Origin of the sequence: Lysinibacillus parviboronicapiens (assembly GCF_003049575.1) — a bacterium.
GTDB classification, from domain to species: Bacteria; Bacillota; Bacilli; order Bacillales_A; family Planococcaceae; genus Lysinibacillus; species Lysinibacillus parviboronicapiens.
Genome location: NZ_PYWI01000001.1, coordinates 133,630 through 154,632, shown reverse-complemented (window position 1 = coordinate 154,632; position 21,003 = coordinate 133,630). Strand labels below are relative to the sequence as shown.

Here is a 21,003-nt window from a genome sequence, read left to right as displayed (position 1 = left end):
CATTTGTTAGCAATAAATGTCGTGATAGGGCGATTTCTATTACAGATTTTTCTCAAAACAGTTTATTTCATTCTGCAAAAATGTTATATTTATGAACGATTAGTAGGAATGTTGTACATCAGATGTCTGATCTCTGATTTTGGTGGTGATATATGTGACTATTAAAGCAGATCATCGTCATCTCTATCTTCAAGTAATTGATCGTTTAAAATCTGATATTGAGACTGGCGTTTTTAAAGAAAATGAAAAACTGCCTTCAGAGTTTGAATTATCGAAATCACTAGGAGTCAGTCGAGCAACACTTAGAGAAGCGCTTCGACTGTTGGAAGAGGAAAATGTGATTGTGCGTCGACATGGGGTTGGTACATTTGTTAATCCTAAGCCGTTGTTTACATCTGGCATCGAGCATTTATCCAGTATTTCTTCTATGATCGAAACGGCAGGGATGGAACCAGGATCGCGTTTTTTAAAAGCAACTGAAACCGTCCCTTCTGATGAAGATTTAAAACGCTTCCAATGTGATGGCGAAGATAAAATACTCACGATTGAACGTGTCAGAACAGCGGATGGTGAACCAGTAGTTTATTGTATAGATAAATTACCAGCTAGCTTCCTGCCTACTGACTTTGTAGACAAAAAAGAAGTTTCACTTTTTTCTGCACTTGAACAATCGGGTAAAATTCATGTTGCCTACGCTGTGACTTACATTGATCCAGTTGGCTATCATGAACAAGCATCGCCGATTTTAAATTGTGGTCGTGAAACGGCACTTTTAGTATTGAAGCAGCTGCATTACGATGACCATGATCAAGTAGTGCTGTATTCAAAAAATTATTTCCGAGCTGATAAATTCAGCTTCCATGTAGTAAGAAAAAGGGTGTAGAACATTTCTAAATATTTTCCTGCTAATTACAATACCTTTGGGGGGTTAACACAATGAAAAAACGTAAATTTGGTTTAGTATTATCTTCAGTATTAGCTGCAAGTGCAATTCTAGGTGCATGTGGTGCAAAAGACGACAAAGACAAAGAAAATGACAATGCTTCAACAGGAGATAAAAATACAGAAGAAGCGTTCTCAATTGCAATGGTTACTGACGTAGGTGGCGTTGATGATAAATCATTCAACCAATCTGCATGGGAAGGTGTTCAAGCTTATGGTAAAGAACACGGCCTATCAAAAGGTAATGGTGGTTTCGACTATTTACAATCAAAAACAGACGCAGACTATGATACAAATTTAAACCTATTATTACGTCGTGACTTTAACTTAGTATTCGGTATCGGCTTCATGATGGCTGATGCAATTGAAGCCATTGCTTCAGAAAACCCAGACAATCATTTCGCATTAATCGATGCTGAAGTAGAAGCAGACAATGTAGTAAATGTTCTTTTCAAAGAGCAAGAGGGTGCGTTTTTAGCTGGTGTTGCTGCAGCGAAAATGTCTAAGTCAGGTAAAATTGGCTTTGTTGGTGGCGTAGATATTCCAGTTATCAATCGTTTCCATGCTGGTTTCGTTGAAGGGGCTAAAGCTGTTAACCCAGATATTGAAATTCAGGTAAAATATACAGGCGCATTCGATAAAGCAGACTTAGGTAAAATTACTGCCAACAGCATGTATTCTTCAGGCGTAGATATTATTTTCCACGCTGCTGGTGCAACTGGTAATGGTGTATTCTCTGAGGCAAAAGAACGTAAAGCCAAAGAACCTAACGCAAACGTATGGGTAATCGGTGTAGATGCTGACCAATACGAAGAAGGTAAAATTGACGACAAAACAAACGTTACTTTAACTTCCATGTTAAAAGGTGTTAATGCAGCAGTAGTAGATATTTCAAATAAAGCGAAAAACGGTGACTTCCCAGGTGGCACAACGCTTACTTACGGTTTAGCTGAAGACGGTGTGAAACTTGCTGACTCTCGTGGTGCTATTCCAGAAGATGTACAAGCAGTTATTGACGAATATAAAGAAAAAATTGCTAGCGGTGAAATCGTAGTTCCAGAAAAAGTGGAAAAATAATTCATCTCTTAATCATCATAAGGGCTTTTTGAAGGCCCTTATGATGATTTTTCAATCTATCGTTATATTTCGACTATTTTTAATATTCTATATGGATAAATTTATATTTCTACATGATTTCCCAAATAGGGGTAGAATTTTTATATGAGATTATCGTAAGCTTAAGATAATGATGGTAGCAAGTTAATAGAAGAAAGGTTTCTAACGATGACCTTTCCTGTATTAATTTATCTTCATTCAGCAGATATTTTATGTACCGAAAGTGTAGCGTCAGTCTGTTATAGCAGGCGCCTACCTAGGTGAGAGATGCATGCGAGTGGATTTTTTGTTCTTTGGTATTGAAACCCCGCTGAACGAAGATAAGCCTCTGGCGGGTGGCACAGATTTTGAAAAAATGACAAAAGGGAAGTAGCCTAATAGCTTAGCGTTCATGCGCTACAGGTGAACTGACCTGCCTTGTGCAGGCCTAATCACAATTCAAAATTTGGACTCAAATATGCCAAGGCGAATTTTATATTACAAAAGTGCCTAATAAGGGAGTGACTATATTGGAATATGTGATTGAAATGCTTGGAATCCGTAAAGAATTTGGTGATTTCGTAGCAAATAATAATATCACCCTCCAACTAGAAAAAGGCGAAATCCATGCGTTACTAGGTGAAAATGGTGCCGGGAAATCGACTTTAATGAACGTCCTTTTTGGTTTGTATCAACCAGAAGGAGGCGAAATTCGTGTTCGTGGGAATGCTGTAAAAATTACAAACCCGAATGTTGCTAATGACTTAGGAATTGGCATGGTGCATCAGCACTTTATGTTGGTGGAAAATTTTACAGTGACAGAAAATATTATTTTAGGTAATGAACCTACTAAACTAGGGATTGTTAATATTAAGGATGCTGCGAAGAAAGTGCAAGCGCTTTCTGAGAAATATGGCCTTGATGTAGATCCATATGCAAAAATCGAAGACATTACTGTTGGGATGCAGCAACGTGTTGAGATTTTAAAAACCTTATATCGTGGTGCAGAAATTTTAATTTTTGATGAACCTACTGCATCATTAACGCCGCAAGAAATTACAGAACTTATTCAAATTATGCGTCGCTTAATCGCTGAGGGAAAATCGATTATTTTAATTACACATAAGCTAAAAGAAATTATGGAAGTTTCTGACCGCGTGACGATTATCCGTAAAGGCGAAGGGATTGGCACAGTTGTTACGGCTGAAACAAACCCAAATCAATTAGCAGAATTAATGGTTGGTCGCCAAGTAGAGTTTAAAACGGAAAAAACGGATGCACATCCAACTGAGGAAGTACTGTCGATTGAAAATTTAGTCGTTACAGACTATCGAAATATCGATAAAGTAAAAGGTTTAAACTTAACAGTTCGTAAAGGTGAAATCGTAGGTATCGCAGGTATCGACGGCAACGGTCAGTCAGAGTTAATAGAGGCAATTACCGGCTTACGTAAGGTGAAAAATGGTACCGTTAAACTGAATGGCAAAGATGTGACAAACATGAAACCTCGTAAAATTACAGAAGAGGGTGTGGGTCATATTCCACAAGACCGTCATAAACATGGTTTAGTACTAGATTTCCCTATTGGTCATAATATTGCACTCCAAACTTATTACCAGTCACCAATCGCTAAAGGGTTAGTAATTGATTACAAGAAAGTATCTGAGAAAGCACGTCACATCATTAAAGAATACGATGTACGTACAGGGAATGGTGAAATGACCCCAGCCCGCGCGCTCTCAGGTGGTAACCAGCAAAAGGCGATTATTGGTCGTGAGATTGACCGTAACCCAGATTTACTGATTGCTGCATTACCAACACGTGGACTTGACGTTGGGGCCATTGAATTTATTCACTCACGTCTAATCGAGCAACGCGATAAAGGAAAAGCAGTTCTTTTAATCTCTTTTGAATTAGATGAAGTGATGAACGTATCTGACCGTATTGCAGTTATCTATGATGGTCAAATTGTGGACGAGCTAAATCCAAAAGAAACAACAGAGCAAGAACTTGGTCTATTAATGGCAGGACAAAGCAGTAAAAAGAGCACGAGTAAGGAGGGGAACGACTAATGTCAAATCGTGTCATTAATATACTCGTTCCTATCATCTCTATTATTATCGGTTTAATTGTTGGGGCTATTGTGATGGTAGTCAGCGGCTATGACCCAGTACAAGGTTATATTGCACTTTGGACAGGTATATTTGGAGATTCATATTCAATCGGGAACACTATCCGTCAGATTACACCGTATTTATTGGCAGGTCTTGCAGTAGCTTTTGCCTTCCGTACAGGACTATTCAATATCGGGGTTGAAGGACAGCTTATTTTAGGTTGGCTAGCAGCTGCCTGGGTAGGCTATGCATTTGAGCTACCTAAAATTATTCACTTACCTTTAGCGTTACTTGCCGCAGCAGCAGCAGGAGCATTTTGGGCCTTTATTGCAGGTTTCTTAAAAGCGAAATTTAAAGTCCATGAAGTAATTGCGACAATTATGTTAAACTACACAGCCCTTTATATTGCCAACGCTGTTATTAAAAAATTGTCCGATGGTAGCTTTAAAACAGAACGTATTCATGAAACAGCTTCTTTACGTTCTCCGTTTTTAAGAGAGCTTACAGACAACTCAAGTCTTCACTATGGGATCATTGTTGCAATAATAATGGTAGTTGTTATGTGGTTCATCTTGGAAAAAACAACACGAGGTTATGAACTTAAAGCAGTGGGGCTTAATCAGCATGCTGCTGAATACTCAGGTATGAGTGTTAATAAAAACATTATTTTAGCGATGACAATTTCAGGTATGTTTGCAGGTCTTGGTGGTGCAATGGAAGCATTAGGGACATTCCAAAATGCTTCGATTAAAGCTGGCTTCACAGGTATTGGTTTCGATGGTATCGCCGTTGCCTTACTTGGTGCAAACACGCCGCTTGGGGTTGTGTTTGGTGCATCATTATTCGGTTCGCTTAAATACGGAGCACTCAACATGCCAAACGCTGCAGGTATTCCAGAGGAAATCGTCTCAATTATTATTGCATTGATCATCTTCTTTGTAGCATCCGGTTATATTATTCGCGTCGGTTTACAAAAGTTAAAAAAGAAAAAGGAGGGACAATAACATGAGCTTTTTAGAAATGTTATACTTCATCATCCCTTCTGCGATTCTTTATGCAACGCCGTTAATTTTCACAGCAATTGGTGGAGTATTCTCTGAACGTTCAGGTGTTGTTAACATCGGGCTAGAAGGTTTAATGATTATTGGTGCATTTGTTGGGATTTATGTGAACTTAGAGTTTGCAGCTACATTTGGGTCTGCGACAATTTGGGTAGCTATGCTTGCGGCTATAATCGTCGGGGGAATTTTCTCACTTTTACATGCTGTGGCATCAATCTCATTCCGTGCCGATCAAACAGTATCAGGGGTAGCCATTAACTTATTAGGGTTAGCCGTATCGGTATTTTTAGTAAAACTGATTTATGATAAAGGCCAAACAGACATGATTAGCCAACCAATAAGTCGTTTTAGTATTCCTTATTTACAGGATATTCCTTTCTTTGGGCCATTATTGTTCCGAGATGTCTATAGTTCATCGATTTTAGCTTTTGCTGTGGCAATCGGCGCATGGTTTATCATTTATAAAACACCGTTTGGTTTACGTCTTCGTGCGGTTGGAGAACATCCAATGGCTGCGGATACAATGGGCGTAAAAGTCAATAAAATGCGTTATATCGCAGTTGTTATTTCAGGTGCACTAGGTGGTCTTGGTGGTGCGGTTTATGCACAAACAATTACACATGATTTCTCACATGCAACGATTGCAGGTCAAGGTTTCATGGCACTTGCGGCAATGATTTTCGGGAAATGGCATCCAATTGGAGCTCTTGGTGCAGCGTTATTCTTTGGTTTAGCACAAACACTAAGTATTGCAGGTGGTCAAATTCCATACGTGCAAGAAGTTCCAGCTGTCTTCCTACAAATTCTCCCTTACGTCTTAACAATTCTGGCGTTAGCAGGATTTATTGGAAAAGCAAATGCACCAAAAGCGAGTGGACAGCCTTACATTAAAGGTAAACGCTAAAAAATATAAGACTGGGCGATCAAAAGCTCAGTCTTTTTCCTTATTCTATTTGTTACGCAATAATTTTTTGCACTTTTCATATACATACTTTGGATTCTTTTTGCAATTATAGACAATAGACATGTATAGTATTTGTAGTACATTGTTATATTAAGAAAGATAGGAGGGTTTCATATGTTTAAAACAATACCTTTTGCAAAAGGTGTCAATTTGCATATCCGACAAACGACCCAATTTAAAACCGTAAATTTTTCAATTAAATGGAGAAGACCTTTAACGGCCGAAAGTGCATCAGAACGTACGGTGTTAACAAATGTATTGCAGCACAGCAATGCAAAATATACAACAACAGCCGCATTTCGTAGCTTTTTAGATGACTTATATGGGACTGTGTTGTATTTTGACACGTCTAAGCGTGGTAACGAGCATACGGTATTAATGAATGTAGAAGCCGTGAATGATCAGTATTTGGCTAATACGAGTGTTTTAAATGAAGTGCTTGGATTACTGCACACGGCAATATTCGAGCCGAATTTAGAAAACGGCGTATTTAAAGAATCCATTGTAGCACGAGAGAAGAAAATGGTCATTCAACGAATTGAATCCATCTTTGATGACAAATCGCGTTTTGCACAACAGCGCCTTCAACAAATGTTACGTCCAAACGAGCCTGCTTCTATTTCTGCCAATGGTACAGTAGAAGCAATCGACAACATTACAGTGGCATCATTATTTGCTGCTTATGAATCAATGCTAGCCAACGATAAAATTGACATCTATGTGGCAGGCGATATTGATGAAGATGAAATCGTAGCGAAACTAAAGCAGGCTCTACCATTTAAAGATCGTACACCTGATGAAATTCCCGCTATACTGCCGCAAAAACATCCACAACAAGATTATGTACGTGAGCAACATGACATGAAACAAGGAAAGCTGCATATTGGTTTCAGTACACCTGTACGATTTGGTGATGCAGACTTTGCAAAAATGCAAATTTTTAATGGTGTGTTCGGTGGTTATCCACATGCTAAATTATTTATGAATGTGCGTGAAAAAGAAAGTTTAGCGTACTATGCATCTAGTTCGTACGCGTCGCATTATGGTTTGCTATTTGTTGTGTCAGGGATTGAACCTAAAAATGAAGAAAAGGCCTTATCACTTATAAAAGAGCAACTCGCTGTCATGCAAGCAGGCGATATTTCAGCTTTAGAGCTGGAACAAACAAAGGCAATGCTGACAAATCAGCTAAAAGAATCCCTTGATTCTGCGCGCGGACAAATTGAAATTTATGACCAATATAAAGATTTACCCGAGGAATTTTCTGTTGAAACCTGGGCAAATAAATGGAGGGCTGTTACGAAGGACGATGTTATTGAAATGGCAAAACAAGTGCAGCTAGAAGCGGTCTATTTCTTATGTGGAAAGGAGCAAGCCGCCCAATGAAAACAATTGAATTTAAACAATTAGATGAAACACTTTACTATGAAAAGCTAGAAAATGGTTTAGACGTTTATATTTTGCCTAAAAAGGGCTTCTCAAAAACATTCGTGACGTTCACGACAAAATACGGTTCTGTTGACCGTACATTTGTGCCAATTGGTGAAACAGAAAGTGTTACTGTGCCGGATGGCATTGCACACTTTTTAGAGCACAAAATGTTCGAGAAAGAAGACGGTGATGTCTTCCAAAAATTTAGTGAATATGGCGCTTCAGCAAATGCCTTTACATCCTTTACACGAACAGCGTATTTATTTTCTTCCACAGATAATATTTATAAAAGTACAGAAACGTTATTAAATTTTGTGCAAGAGCCATACTTTACAGAAGCAACGGTCAATAAGGAAAAAGGTATTATTGGTCAGGAAATCACGATGTATGATGATCAGCCAGATTGGCGATTATATTTCGGTACGATAGAAAACATGTATCACAGTCACCCTGTGAAAATTGACATTGCCGGTACAATTGGTTCGATTGATGGTATTACCGCAGACCATTTATATACGTGTTATCATACTTTTTACCATCCTTCAAACATGCTGTTATTTGCCATAGGTGCAGTTGATCCAGAAGAAATGATGGCATTCATTCGCGAAAACCAAGGCAAAAAAGAATTCCCTGAGCCGACGCCAATTCAGCGTTTCTTTGACGAAGAACCGACAGAGGTTGCCGTGAAAGAACGTACATTGCATATGGATGTTCAAAAACCAAAATTATATATTGGCTTAAAGGCAAAACAGACGGGGCTTTCTGGTCGCGACATGTTAAAACATGAGCTTTCAGTACAAATTGCTTTAGAACTTATTTTCGGACGTACATCTAATTTTTATGAGCGTATTTATGATGAAGGACTTATTGATGAGTCTTATGCATTTGACTTTACATTAGAAAATGGCTTTGGTTTTGCTATGATTGGGTCTGATACAACAGAACCAGTGGCATTAGAACAGGCAATTAAAGCGGAATTAGCGAAGTATGAGGGAAATGCACAATTTGCAAGCAACGATTTAGAACGCATTAAACGTAAAAAAATCGGATTCTTCTTACGAGCGCTAAATTCTATTGAATTTATTGCCAATCAATTCACACGTTACTCGTTCAACGACATGAATCTATTTGACGTGTTACCAGTGCTAGAAGAATTAACGATTGAAGACTTAACTACCGCATTTGCAACGGTACAAGGTGAGTCGCAACAAACAGTATTCAAAGTTCTACCAACAGAGAAGGGCGAACAGTGAAGAAATTTGCGCTTGTACTAGGTGCTTCAGGAGAGATTGGTCGTGCCATTTGTCAGAGTCTGGCAGAAGACGGCTGGTCACTCTATGTGCATTATTCGAATAATAAGGAAGCGGCACAAACTTTATTTTGTGCGCTTTCGGAAAATTTTCCTACGCAGGAATTTATGCTTGTGCAGGGGGATTTTTCAAAAATTACAGCAGCACAAACGATTGCCTCACATATTTTTAGTGTGCAGGCGATCGTTTTTGCGAGTGGACAAGCCCACTATGCACTGCTCGAAGATACTACAGTAGAGGACATGGACGCATTATGGCGTGTCCATGTGCAAAACCCTATGCGCTTGACAGCGTTACTATCATCAAAGTTACGGGCTCATGATATTAGCTATGTGCTCTTTATCGGCTCGATATGGGGCGAGGCAGGTTCAGCGGGGGAAACACTTTATGCGACGGTAAAAGGTGCTCAACATGCTTTTGTGAAGTCCTATGCGCAAGAAGTAGCATTGTCTCATATTCGTGTGAATGCTATTGCTCCAGGTTTTATCCAGACTTCTATGAACAGTCATTTAAATGATGAAGAGCTAGAGAGTATTTTAGAAGAAATTCCACTTGGTACTGTTGGTAAAACAACTGATGTAGCTGAAATGGTACGCTTTTATCTTTCAGGGAAGGCTGATTATGTAACAGGGCAAATAATCAGATTAAATGGTGGCTGGTACATATAAGATTTTTTTTTGCACATACTACCTGTGTAAAGGAGGAGGAATCTTATGACCATTTTAGAAAACTGGCAAAAATGGACATCTTTTTTAGGACAAAACGTAATGCAGGCTGAATCAAGTGGTATGCCGAAAAAAATGATTCAACAAGCAGCTATGCAAATCGGCGATTATTTGGCGACAAATGTCGATCCTAAAAACGAACAAGAGCGAGTGCTGTCGGATTTATGGGGCGTTGCTTCTGAAGATGAGAAACAGGCATTGGCGAATTGTGTCGTAAAACTTGTTCAAAATAAAACTTTACAATAAGAAAGAGGAGAGTTTATCTCCTCTTTTTTTTATATCAAAATGTAATATCCGTTAGGAAAAGGGAACGTATGTAAGCCTATTTGCAATACGCTAAAAAAAAATAGACAGTTTTTAAAAATAACGCTGTAATTCCATATATTCTAACTTTCCATTACATAAAAAATCAGCTATGATGGAACTTATAAAAGATTTTTTACGTTAACTAATAGGAAGGGAACGAGTGAGTTTGAGCGATTGGTACTTTGAATATGAGATTCAGGTGAATCGCCCTGGATTATTAGGAGATATTGCTTCACTTTTAGGGATGCTTCGTGTCAATATTATATCAATAAATGGTGTCGATGAGGGCCGTCGTGGTATGCTAGTACATACAGACAATGATGAGGCGATTGAGCGTTTTCGTACGATTGTTTCGACAATGGAACATATCCACGTGACCAAATTTCGACAACCTAAACTCCGTGATCGCTTAGCCATTAGGCACGGTCATTATATTCCTCGAGATGCAGATGAAAAAAATACCTTTCGCTTCGTGCGAGATGAACTTGGTATTTTAGTGGATTTTATGGCAGAGTTATTTAAGAAGGAAGGTCATAAACTCATTGGAATACGTGGCATGCCTCGTGTTGGTAAGACAGAGTCTATTGTCGCGGCAAGTGTATGCGCCAATAAAAAATGGATTTTTTTATCTTCTACAATGATTAAGCAAACCGTTCGTAATAAGCTAGCTGGCGATGAATTCAGTGACAATAATATTTTTATATTAGACGGCATTGTAACACGGCGTTCAACAGATGAGCGACATTTGCAACTAGTGCGTGAGATGATGAATATGCCATCCATCAAAGTTGTAGAGCATCCAGATATGTTTGTTCAGCATTCAGAATATAAGATAGAGGATTTTGATTATATCATTGAACTACGTCATCATCCAGATGAAGAAATTACTTATGAAATAATGGAAAAAAATCATATGATGTCCGAATCCGATTCATTTGGAGGATTTAATTTTTAATTTGATATTAAAGTAGGTGTTATGAGTGGCAGAATTAGGGACTCGACTGAAAGAGGCGAGACTGTCTAAAGGCTACAGCTTAGACGATTTACAAGAGATAACGAAAATTCAAAAGCGTTATTTAGTAGGTATTGAAGAGGGCAATTATTCGATTATGCCTGGTTCGTTTTATGTGCGTGCTTTTATTAAGCAGTATGCTGAGGCTGTTGGTTTGAATGCAGAAGAAATTTTAGAAACCTATAAGGGTGAATTACCAGGAACGAAAAACGATCAAGTCAGCCAATCGATGACACAAAGTCCAAGTAGAAGAAAAGTTCCATCTAATAAAATGATGGAGGCCATGCCGAAAATAATCGTCGGGTTATTTATTATTGTAATTATTGTTGCAATATGGGTGTTATGGCAATCAAAAAATAATGCAGGGACACCGGTTATTGATGATACACCGCCAGAGATGGAGTACGATAAAAAAGTAAAACCAATTGATAGTGAAAAAGATAAAGAGGAAAAAGACAAAAAAGAACAAGAGAATGCCAATAAAGACGATGAAAAAGAAGAAACACCAGATGAAAATAACGTTGAAGAGGTTAAGCAAACGATTTCAGCGGGAACAGTAGAAGCAGATGGTGCGACAACTTCTTATACATTGACAGGTTCTGATACATTTAAAATACGCATTGAGGTTTCCGGTCCTACATTTATTGGTATTCGTGACCAACAGCAGCAAGAATTACTGTCAGACACACGTGTGTATAATGCAGGTGAAGTCGTGGAATTTGACGCAACGGCACAAAACTACGCTCGTATCCGTCTTGGTAATTCATCACAAGCTAAGGTATATATTAATGACGAACTTTTAACGTACGCGCAGCAAATCGTAACGCAAAACATCGTCATCAATTTCAATAAAGAACAGTAGTCGTCTTGTGATGACTACTTTCTTTCTTCATGAAAGGTGTTAGAAAAATGAACATTCCAAATAAAATTACCATCTCTCGTATCTTACTTATTCCGTTCTTTGTTATTGTTATGATGTTTGATTTTGGTTGGGGAACAATGACGCTTTTTGGGGCAGAGATGCCAGTCCATCATTTTGTGGGAGCGCTTATTTTTATCTTTGCTTCGACGACTGATTGGGTAGATGGTTATTATGCACGTAAGTACAATCTTGTGACAACGTTTGGGAAATTTTTAGACCCGTTAGCAGACAAATTACTTGTATCAGCGGCGTTTATATTAATGGTAGAGCTTGATATGGCATCGGCTTGGTTGATCATAATAATTATCAGCCGTGAGTTTGCGGTAACTGGTCTGCGTTTAATTTTAGCAGGTGGCGGAGAGGTCGTAGCGGCGAATCAGCTTGGTAAAATTAAAACTTGGGCGCAAATTGTGGCCATTGCTGCAGCACTTCTACACAATACGATCTTTACACTTTTCGGTATCCCGTTCGATACAATCATGTTATATATTGCATTGTTCTTTACACTGTGGTCAGGATGGGATTATTTCTATCTAAATCGCCGTGTATTACTGGAGTCTAAATAAGAAAGGTCTTGTGAATCATGAACGCAGAAATTCTTGCAGTTGGCTCAGAGTTATTGCTTGGACAAATCACAAATACAAATGCGCAGTTTATCTCAAGCCAGTTATCGGAGCTAGGGATTAACGTGTTTTATCACACTGTTGTTGGAGACAATTCAACAAGATTAGAAGAGGCAATCGCGGTAGCAGAATCTCGTGCAGATTTAATTATTTTCTCAGGCGGCCTTGGTCCTACGAAGGATGATTTAACAAAGGAAACAATCGCGCGTCATTTAGGTATCGATTTAGCATTTGATGAAGTAGCTCTTACCTATATCGAACAGTTTTTTGCAAAACGAGGGCGGCCAATGACGGAAAATAACCGTAAACAGGCACTGGTATTAACCGGTAGTGAAGTGCTAGCAAACCATCATGGTATGGCCCCTGGCATGATACTGACGAAGGATGGACGTACGTACATTCTACTTCCTGGTCCTCCTAAAGAGCTGGAACCCATGTTCCAATTTGAAGCAAAGCCAAAGCTTGGTGCGATGCTCAATGATGGTGGCGTGATTGTGTCTCATGTGATGCGCTTTTATGGTATTGGAGAAGCAGAGCTAGAGGTATGTGTGCAAGATATTCTAGATACACAGACAAATCCAACAGTTGCCCCGCTTGCATCTGACGGTGAAGTCACATTGCGTGTAACGGCGAAGGCAGAGACTGAGGGGGAAGCCCGACAATTGATTGCAGCGAAAGTGGCTGAAATTCAGGCAATTGTTGGAGACTATCAATATGGTATTGATGATGATTCACTTGCCTCTAAAACGGTAGAAATGCTGTTAGATAATCAATTAACAATTTCAGCGGCTGAAAGCTTAACAGCCGGTTTATTTCAGTCAGAACTGGCTGAGATTCCAGGAGTAGGTACAGCGCTCATTGGTGGTGTTGTCACATATACAGAACAGGCGAAGGTAAAGCAACTTGGTATCTCACAAGAAATATTAGATTCACATGGCATTGTAAGTAGTGAATGCGCTGGGGCAATGGCTAGTGCTGTACGTGAAAAGTTCGGTACAGATATTGGCATCGGCCTGACTGGTGCTGCTGGCCCTACAGCACATGACCACCAACCAGTAGGAACGGTTTGGATTGGCATTGCTATTGGGGATGAAGAGCCGATAACATATTTACTTCATTTATCGGGTATGCGCAACACGAATCGTTTGCGTGCTGTAAAGTTTACATGTCATTACTTAATGCAACAATTGGAAGAACGAGGCTTTATGAAACGTTATTAAAATAGAACGTGAAAATAGAAATTTGGGTGGAGAAAACTTACCCAAATTTTTATTTTGGAGAAAAATCGAATAAATGTTCGCTTTTTTCTTGCGTGTTTTCTCAAAAACAAGTATAGTAGAGATAGACAAAAACAGTGAACAGTTTCGAAGGAGGAAAAACAATGAGTGATCGTAAAGCGGCCTTAGAACAGGCTTTAAAGCAAATTGAAAAGAATTTTGGGAAAGGTTCTATCATGAAGCTTGGTGAAAAAACAGATTTAGAAATTGCAACATCTTCAAGTGGTTCGCTAGCACTTGATGCGGCATTAGGTGTCGGTGGTTATCCTCGTGGCCGTATTGTTGAAGTATATGGTCCGGAATCATCAGGTAAAACAACAGTTGCCTTACATGCCATTGCAGAAGTACAAGCAACGGGTGGGCAAGCGGCATTTATCGATGCTGAGCATGCATTAGATCCAATCTATGCACAAAAATTAGGCGTTAACATTGATGAGTTATTATTATCGCAACCAGATACAGGAGAACAAGCGCTTGAAATTGCAGAAGCATTAGTGCGCAGTGGTGCTATCGATATCATTGTTATTGACTCAGTAGCAGCATTAGTTCCGAAAGCAGAAATCGAAGGAGATATGGGTGATTCGCACGTTGGTTTACAAGCGCGTTTAATGTCTCAAGCTTTACGTAAGCTTTCTGGTGCAATCAACAAATCAAAAACGATTGCCATTTTCATTAACCAAATTCGTGAAAAAATCGGTGTCATGTTCGGGAATCCAGAAACAACACCTGGTGGACGTGCGCTTAAATTCTATAGCTCTGTGCGTTTAGAAGTACGTCGTGCAGAAGCTATTAAACAAGGCAATGACATTATGGGTAACCGTACGAAAATTAAAATTGTGAAAAACAAAGTAGCTCCACCATTCCGTACAGCGGAAGTTGATATTATGTATGGTGAAGGGATTTCTAAAGAGGGCGAAACAGTCGATTTAGGTGTTGAGTTAGATATCGTGCAAAAAAGCGGCTCTTGGTATGCCTACGGTGATGAGCGTCTAGGACAAGGCCGAGAAAATGCAAAACAATACTTGAAGGAAAACCCTGCTGTCTTAGACGATATTGCCAATAAAATCCGTGCTTCCTACGGTATTGCTTCATCCGCATATACAATTGCGGCACATGATGAAGACGAGGAAATAGATGAAGAATTAATGCTTCTTCTTGAAGACGAAAAATAAAAAAAACATCGTTCTTGCTCGACAGAGTGAGAACGATGTTTTTTTTGCTTAACAGTTCATGTATATGTCATTATATGTAGAAATTTGCAATATTTTTTTGGTTATTCGCTCTTTACCTTGTCATAAAAGTAAGTTTAATGACTAGCATAAAGTGGTTACGTTTCATGACACGCCATTTGGACATAGAAAATTGAAACCTTTGAACTGTAAATCCATTTTATTAAATAATAACTAGATGCAGCACTAGCACAAAAGTATCAGGTAATAAATCCTCTTAATGGATATCGCTTACTTTTTTTCTTGTTCGGGGCGAACAGGTGACCGTCTATCCTTGACAGAGCTAAAAGCTAGATATACAATTAAATATGTATAATTTCTGAATTATGACTTTGAAATAGGCAGTACATTTTATCATCATTCAGCGTAAGACTCCCACCTCAGAAGGTGGTGAGATGAATGCGGTTGTGGTTCCTTTTAGTGGGTTCAAACACCTACTGAAATAGAGGAACTCAGTCTAAGAACGCCACGTCCTGTGGCAACGACTGAGTGACCAACATTATGTTGGCCCAAAGCCTCCGGCGGATGTCACGGATTTTGAAAAGAATGAATATAAGGATGTTAGTCTAAAATCTTCGCATCCTGCGAAAACGACTAACTGATCTGCATCGTGCAGACCACCTGAGCACAATTCAAAATCTGGACGCAATTAAGCCAAGGCGAAATGGATGTATGCGCCGACTTGAAACTGTATTACCCAAATAGCAAGAGGAGGTGTTCATATGGATGGAATTACTATCATCTCCGCTTTGCTTGGACTCATCGTTGGTGCCGCTGTTAGCTATATCTACATGAAAAAAGTGAATGACTCAAAAATCACTGGTGCTAAACATGTTGCTGAAACAATCGTTGAAGAAGGAAAACGAGAAGCGGAGGCATTAAAGAAAGAAGCACTACTTGAAGCCAAAGATGAAACTCACAAATTTCGCACTGAAGCCGAAAATGACATTCGTGATCGTCGTTTAGAACTTCAAAAACAAGAGAACCGTTTATTGCAAAGAGAAGAGAATCTTGATCGCAAGGATGATGCTCTGAATAAGAGAGAAGCTGGCTTAGAGCGTAAAGAACAAGCTCTTGCCGAAAGACAACAGCATATTGAACAGATGGAAAGCAAAGTGGACGAGCTCGTTGTCGCGCAAAAAACAGAGTTAGAGCGTATATCTGCATTAACAAGAGATGAGGCAAAAGCTGTCATCTTAGGTGAGGTAGAAAAAGAGCTCGCAACTGATATTGCTGTGATGACGAAAGAATCTGAAACGCGTGCAAAAGAAGAATCTGATAAAAAAGCACGTGAGATTTTATCACTGGCACTGCAGCGTTTTGCAGCTGACCACGTAGCAGAAACAACAGTCTCTGTTGTGACTTTGCCAAATGATGAAATGAAAGGGCGTATTATCGGTCGCGAAGGCCGTAATATCCGTACGCTAGAAACGTTGACAGGCATAGATTTAATCATCGATGATACACCAGAAGCGGTTATTTTATCTGGTTTTGATCCAATTCGTCGTGAAACGGCTCGACTTGCACTAGAAAAACTAGTACAAGATGGGCGTATACACCCTGCACGTATCGAAGAAATGGTTGAAAAATCTCGTCGTGAGGTGGATGAACAAATCCGCGAAACAGGGGAACAAACGACATTTGAAATTGGCATTCATAATCTACATCCAGACTTAATGAAGATTTTAGGGCGCATGAAGTACCGTACAAGCTATGGTCAAAACGTGCTAAAACATTCAGTAGAAGTTGCACATTTAGCTGGTTTACTTGCAGCTGAACTTGGTGAAGATGTAGCACTGGCTCGTCGCGCAGGCTTATTACATGATATTGGTAAGGCGATTGACCATGAAGTAGAGGGCAGCCACGTCGAAATAGGTGTAGAGCTTGCCAAAAAATACAAAGAACATCCGGTCGTTATTAACAGTATCGCTTCTCACCATGGTGATACAGAAGCAACTTCTGTTATTGCAGTATTAGTGGCTGCAGCTGACGCACTATCAGCGGCGCGCCCAGGTGCTCGTAGCGAGACACTTGAAAACTATATCCGCAGACTTGAAAAATTAGAAGAGATTTCGGAAAGTTATGATGGTGTCGAAAAATCATTTGCTATCCAAGCAGGTCGTGAAATTCGTATTATCGTACAACCTGAAAAAATAGACGATTTAGCGTCACACCGTCTAGCACGCGATATTCGTAAACGAATTGAGGACGAGCTTGATTATCCAGGACATATTAAAGTAACAGTGATTCGTGAAACACGAGCTGTGGAGTATGCGAAATAATAAATAATTAGAGGCTTCTCTTGACTTAGGTCAAGGGAAGCCTCTTTGTGTGTAAACAGTACATAGTAGATAACAGAAACCATCAACTAAATTGTCAAAAGTCTAGGTGTCCATTCTTCGAATAAATAAAAGCCGGCAACAATATACTGGCAAATAAAAGCTTAGCTGAACGACCCTAATAAAATTTTAGAATCATACAGTAGTTTTGTAGTGTGACATAGTCTATCTGGCATATGTTGTGACAAGGGGTGAAGGACGTGAAAGAGACCATTACATTACAAGAGGTAATGAAAATAGTACGAAAACAAGTGCTTTTTATCATGAGCTTTACGCTCTTTGTGGCATTAGTTACAGCCTTTATTAGTTATTTTATATTACAGCCCATATATGAAGCAGAGACACAACTTTTAGTGAATCAAAAAAATATAGACCAACCCTATATAGGGGTACAACAGGTTGAGACAGATTTACGATTAATTAATACGTATAATATCATCATTAAAAGTCCAGCTATTTTATCTAAAGTCATCAATCAGTTAGATTTGAATGTGTCGCCGGAAATATTAATGGAACAAATTACTGTAACCAGTGCCAATAACTCTCAAGTCGTGAATATTAACGTCGAAGATAAGCAGGCGGACCTAGCTGTCGACATTGCTAATACGGTAGCAGAGGTTTTTCAAGAGGAAATTCAAGTTTTAATGACAGTCGATAATGTTAATATTTTGTCCGTAGCAAAGTTAGATGAAGAGCCTGAGCCAGTTGCACCAAACAAAACCCTCTATATTGTGGCGGCTTCATTAATCGGCTTCATCTTGAGTGCTGGTTTTGCAATCGTAGTAGCGAGCCTGGATACGACGATAAAGACAGAGCAAGATATTGAAGAAATAATCGGGCTACCGATTATTGGACTGATTAGTCATATTAGTGATGGCAATAATCGAAGGACGAGGAGGGAGTAGCTTGTATCAACAAAAAAAAGCGAAAAAGAAAAAGAAAAAGCGTATAAAAATGGCTCGAAAGCTTGTAACAGTTGCAAATAGTAATTCGGTTGTCTCTGAACAATTTCGAACAATCCGCACAAATATTACTTTTTCAATGCCTGATAAAGAGATAAAAACCATTTTAGTGACCTCTGCGACACCCGGTGAAGGAAAGTCAACAAATGTTGCTAATATAGGCGTGGTGTTTGCGCAGGAAGGGAAAAAGATAGTCATTGTGGATGCAGATTTACGTAAACCAACTATGCATTATACGTTTTTATTGCAAAATGCTAGAGGTCTTTCTAATTTACTAACAAGGCAATTGACGATGTTAGAAGTCGTCAATCGTACAGATATTCCTAATCTTTTTGTTTTGACGAGTGGACCAATACCACCGAACCCGGCTGAGTTACTTGCTTCTAAAACATTGGATAGTGTAATGGAAGAGTTAAAAAAGGAGTTTGATATCATAATTTTCGATGCACCACCGATTTTATCAGTGACGGATGCCCAAATTTTATCTAATAAATGTGATGGCACACTGTTGATTGTGAATAGTGGTGCGGTGGAAAATTCTAGCGTTATCAAAGCAAAGGCGAGCCTTGAATCTTCAAAAGCGACTATTTTAGGAGTCGTTTTAAATAACTATAAATTGCCGCGTAGCCAATACTACGAAGAATATTATAGGTAGCTCTAGGGGGTAGATAGGAAGTGAAACACAGTGATTGATATGCACAGTCATATTCTATTTAATGTTGATGATGGGCCAAATAATTTGGAAGAAACACTTAGTATATGTGAACAAGCTGTTGCACAGGGGATTACAGGGATGATTTCAACCTCACATGTTTTACATCCATTATATAATGTCAGTTTTGAGGTGGTGAAGGAACAGATAAAACAATTACAGCACGAAGTCGATAAGTATAATTTGCCATTAACACTTTACCCAGGCCATGAGGTACGTTTGTCAGGAAATATTTTAGAGCTTTGTGAAAAAAAGCAACTGCATACATTAGCGCATTCAAGTTATTTACTTTTAGAGCTTCCGTCTAATTACATACCGAAGTATACAAAAGATATCATCTACGGTTTATTAACAGCAGGTATCACGCCCATCATTGCTCATCCAGAGCGAAATAGTGTTATTGCGCAAAATCCAGGTCATTTAGAGCAACTTATACGCGAGGGTGCACTCGCCCAAATAACCGCTGGAAGCTTAGCGGGTTTGTTTGGGAAGACCATTCAAAAACTTTCTTTGAAATTGGTACGTTCGAACCTTGTTCATAGTTATGGTTCGGATGTGCATAACTTAAAAACACGTCCCTTATTATTTGACAAGGGGCTTAGATTTCTAGAAAAACACAAAGAATTCGATGCAGTAGATTGTTTCCTTGAAAATAATGCAAGAATCATCAACAACGAGCCATTGCTATGTTATGAGCCAGAAGATACTACTTTCACAAAAAAATGGTGGAAGTTTTTTTGAAGGAAGAAAGTTCGTACGGATATTAGGATAGACAAACTTATCAAAAAAACGAACTTGTTAGAGAGGTAACTAAACATGTAAGGGGATTGTATAGGTGCGAGTGGTCTTAATGAGAAGTAATCCTGTTTCTCCAGATCCAAGGGTTGAAAAGGAAGCGCTTAGCCTTGTGAGCAATAACTGGCGTGTACAAATTTTAGCGTGGGATCGAGATGCCAAGTATAGAGCGAACGAGCAGTTACTAGAACATACACACACCATTAATATAACAAGATTTGGGGTGCCGGCTACATATGGGGGAGGTTTTAAAAAAAATTTCTTTCCATTGTTGAAATTTCAACTAAAACTATTGCAATGGCTGCTTCGACATAAAAATACGTATGATACTATCCATGCATGTGATTTTGATACGGCACTAATAGGTACAATATGCGGAAAATTACTTCATAAAAAGGTAATTTACGATGTGTTCGATTCGGTTACAGCACCTTTTAACGGACCAGAGACTCTAGGGAAAATCGTAGAAAAAATAGATATTATGCTAATGAACAGCGTGGATGCAGTAATAATTTGTACAGAAAAACGAAAGGAACAGATTGCTAAATCATCACCAAAAAAATTAGAAGTTATTTATAATACCCCGCTTTATGTTAAGCTAGAACATGACTTAAAGTTGAATGCAGACAAAGTGAAAATAGTTTATGTAGGCATACTGGCTAGGGAAAGGCTTATTAGGGAATTAGTGGAAGTAGTGATGGATACCCCAAACTACGAATTGCATATTGGTGGGTTTGGAGAATTTGCGGATGAACTAGCGCAGATGGCCAAAGAGCATGATAACATCGTATTTTACGGTAAGTTACCTTATGAAAAGACGTTAGCGTTAGAAAATAATTGCGACATTATGACAGCTATTTACGATCCTAAACTTACTAATCATTTTTATGCTGCGCCAAATAAATTTTATGAGGCATTAATGCTTGGTAAGCCCTTGATAATGGCAAAAAATACAGGTATGTCTGAAGTCGTAGCTGAAAACAACCTAGGTGAACTAATTGATTTTAATAGAGAGAGTCTACAACAAGCCATTGACAGCTTGGTAAAGCGAAAACAAGAATGGCCAGAAATTGCGCGTAAAATGAAAGAACTGTATGAAGAACGTTATAGTTGGAGTCAAATGGAGAAGAGGTTAACGGACCTTTACAGTAGTTTATGAAAGGTCTATGGGGAACAGCGATAGG

General features: G+C 38.9%; 19 protein-coding genes. All 19 read left to right on the top strand.

The annotated features are described in order from the left end of the window. Positions 1–154 precede the first annotated feature (154 nt). The 19 genes from C9J35_RS00750 to C9J35_RS00660 all read left to right on the top strand — a co-directional run bounded on the left by C9J35_RS00750 (position 155) and on the right by C9J35_RS00660 (position 20,978). Positions 155–883: a GntR family transcriptional regulator gene (locus tag C9J35_RS00750; RefSeq protein WP_107923032.1), complete on the top strand. Its 729-nt coding sequence runs from the start codon at positions 155–157 to the stop codon at positions 881–883. A 53-nt stretch (positions 884–936) separates the two neighbouring features. Further along, positions 937–2,019 (top strand): BMP family lipoprotein, encoded by a 1,083-nt coding sequence (locus tag C9J35_RS00745; protein ID WP_107923031.1) that lies wholly within the window; start codon positions 937–939, stop codon positions 2,017–2,019. A 548-nt stretch (positions 2,020–2,567) separates the two neighbouring features. After that, a complete protein-coding gene (locus C9J35_RS00740) occupies positions 2,568–4,109 on the top strand; it encodes an ABC transporter ATP-binding protein (RefSeq protein WP_054767150.1) in 1,542 nt (513 codons plus the stop codon). Then, the gene (locus tag C9J35_RS00735; RefSeq protein WP_107923030.1) at positions 4,109–5,155 is read left to right on the top strand and encodes an ABC transporter permease; all 1,047 of its coding nucleotides are present in this window, start codon (positions 4,109–4,111) and stop codon (positions 5,153–5,155) included. The genes C9J35_RS00740 and C9J35_RS00735 overlap by 1 nt, the downstream gene beginning before the upstream one ends. A gap of 1 nt (position 5,156) precedes the next feature. Then, positions 5,157–6,116, top strand: coding sequence for an ABC transporter permease (locus tag C9J35_RS00730; RefSeq protein WP_054767151.1), 960 nt, complete (start codon positions 5,157–5,159; stop codon positions 6,114–6,116). Between the two features lie 174 nt (positions 6,117–6,290). Further along, a complete protein-coding gene (yfmF, locus tag C9J35_RS00725; RefSeq protein WP_054767152.1) occupies positions 6,291–7,562 on the top strand; it encodes an EF-P 5-aminopentanol modification-associated protein YfmF in 1,272 nt (423 codons plus the stop codon). Beyond that, complete coding sequence (gene yfmH, locus C9J35_RS00720; RefSeq protein WP_107923029.1) at positions 7,559–8,860, top strand: EF-P 5-aminopentanol modification-associated protein YfmH; 1,302 nt, start codon at positions 7,559–7,561, stop codon at positions 8,858–8,860. The genes yfmF and yfmH overlap by 4 nt, the downstream gene beginning before the upstream one ends. Then, positions 8,857–9,585: an elongation factor P 5-aminopentanone reductase gene (gene ymfI, locus C9J35_RS00715; RefSeq protein ID WP_107923028.1), complete on the top strand. Its 729-nt coding sequence runs from the start codon at positions 8,857–8,859 to the stop codon at positions 9,583–9,585. The genes yfmH and ymfI overlap by 4 nt, the downstream gene beginning before the upstream one ends. 45 nt (positions 9,586–9,630) lie before the next feature. Then, on the top strand, positions 9,631–9,888 hold the full coding sequence (locus C9J35_RS00710) for a DUF3243 domain-containing protein (protein ID WP_107923027.1): 258 nt from the start codon (positions 9,631–9,633) through the stop codon (positions 9,886–9,888). Positions 9,889–10,114: 226 nt separating this feature from the next. Next, positions 10,115–10,903, top strand: coding sequence for a DUF3388 domain-containing protein (locus C9J35_RS00705; RefSeq protein WP_107923293.1), 789 nt, complete (start codon positions 10,115–10,117; stop codon positions 10,901–10,903). 25 nt (positions 10,904–10,928) lie between these two features. Continuing rightward, positions 10,929–11,822, top strand: coding sequence for a helix-turn-helix domain-containing protein (locus C9J35_RS00700; protein ID WP_107923026.1), 894 nt, complete (start codon positions 10,929–10,931; stop codon positions 11,820–11,822). Between the two features lie 47 nt (positions 11,823–11,869). Beyond that, positions 11,870–12,448, top strand: coding sequence for a CDP-diacylglycerol--glycerol-3-phosphate 3-phosphatidyltransferase (gene pgsA / locus C9J35_RS00695; RefSeq protein ID WP_054767153.1), 579 nt, complete (start codon positions 11,870–11,872; stop codon positions 12,446–12,448). Between the two features lie 17 nt (positions 12,449–12,465). Then, on the top strand, positions 12,466–13,725 hold the full coding sequence (locus C9J35_RS00690; RefSeq protein WP_107923025.1) for a competence/damage-inducible protein A: 1,260 nt from the start codon (positions 12,466–12,468) through the stop codon (positions 13,723–13,725). A 161-nt stretch (positions 13,726–13,886) separates the two neighbouring features. Beyond that, positions 13,887–14,954, top strand: a complete 1,068-nt coding sequence (recA, locus tag C9J35_RS00685) for a recombinase RecA (RefSeq protein ID WP_107923024.1) — start codon at positions 13,887–13,889, stop codon at positions 14,952–14,954. Positions 14,955–15,733: 779 nt separating this feature from the next. Further along, positions 15,734–17,293, top strand: coding sequence for a ribonuclease Y (rny, locus tag C9J35_RS00680; protein ID WP_107923023.1), 1,560 nt, complete (start codon positions 15,734–15,736; stop codon positions 17,291–17,293). A 257-nt stretch (positions 17,294–17,550) separates the two neighbouring features. Then, positions 17,551–18,255 (top strand): YveK family protein, encoded by a 705-nt coding sequence (locus C9J35_RS00675; RefSeq protein ID WP_107923022.1) that lies wholly within the window; start codon positions 17,551–17,553, stop codon positions 18,253–18,255. A gap of 49 nt (positions 18,256–18,304) precedes the next feature. Next, a complete protein-coding gene (locus C9J35_RS00670; RefSeq protein WP_107923292.1) occupies positions 18,305–18,967 on the top strand; it encodes a CpsD/CapB family tyrosine-protein kinase in 663 nt (220 codons plus the stop codon). 39 nt (positions 18,968–19,006) lie between these two features. After that, entirely contained in the window at positions 19,007–19,765 is a 759-nt protein-coding gene (locus C9J35_RS00665) for a tyrosine-protein phosphatase (RefSeq protein ID WP_327322548.1), read from the top strand. Between the two features lie 94 nt (positions 19,766–19,859). Then, positions 19,860–20,978: a glycosyltransferase family 4 protein gene (locus tag C9J35_RS00660; protein WP_107923020.1), complete on the top strand. Its 1,119-nt coding sequence runs from the start codon at positions 19,860–19,862 to the stop codon at positions 20,976–20,978. The last annotated feature ends 25 nt before the right edge of the window (positions 20,979–21,003 follow it).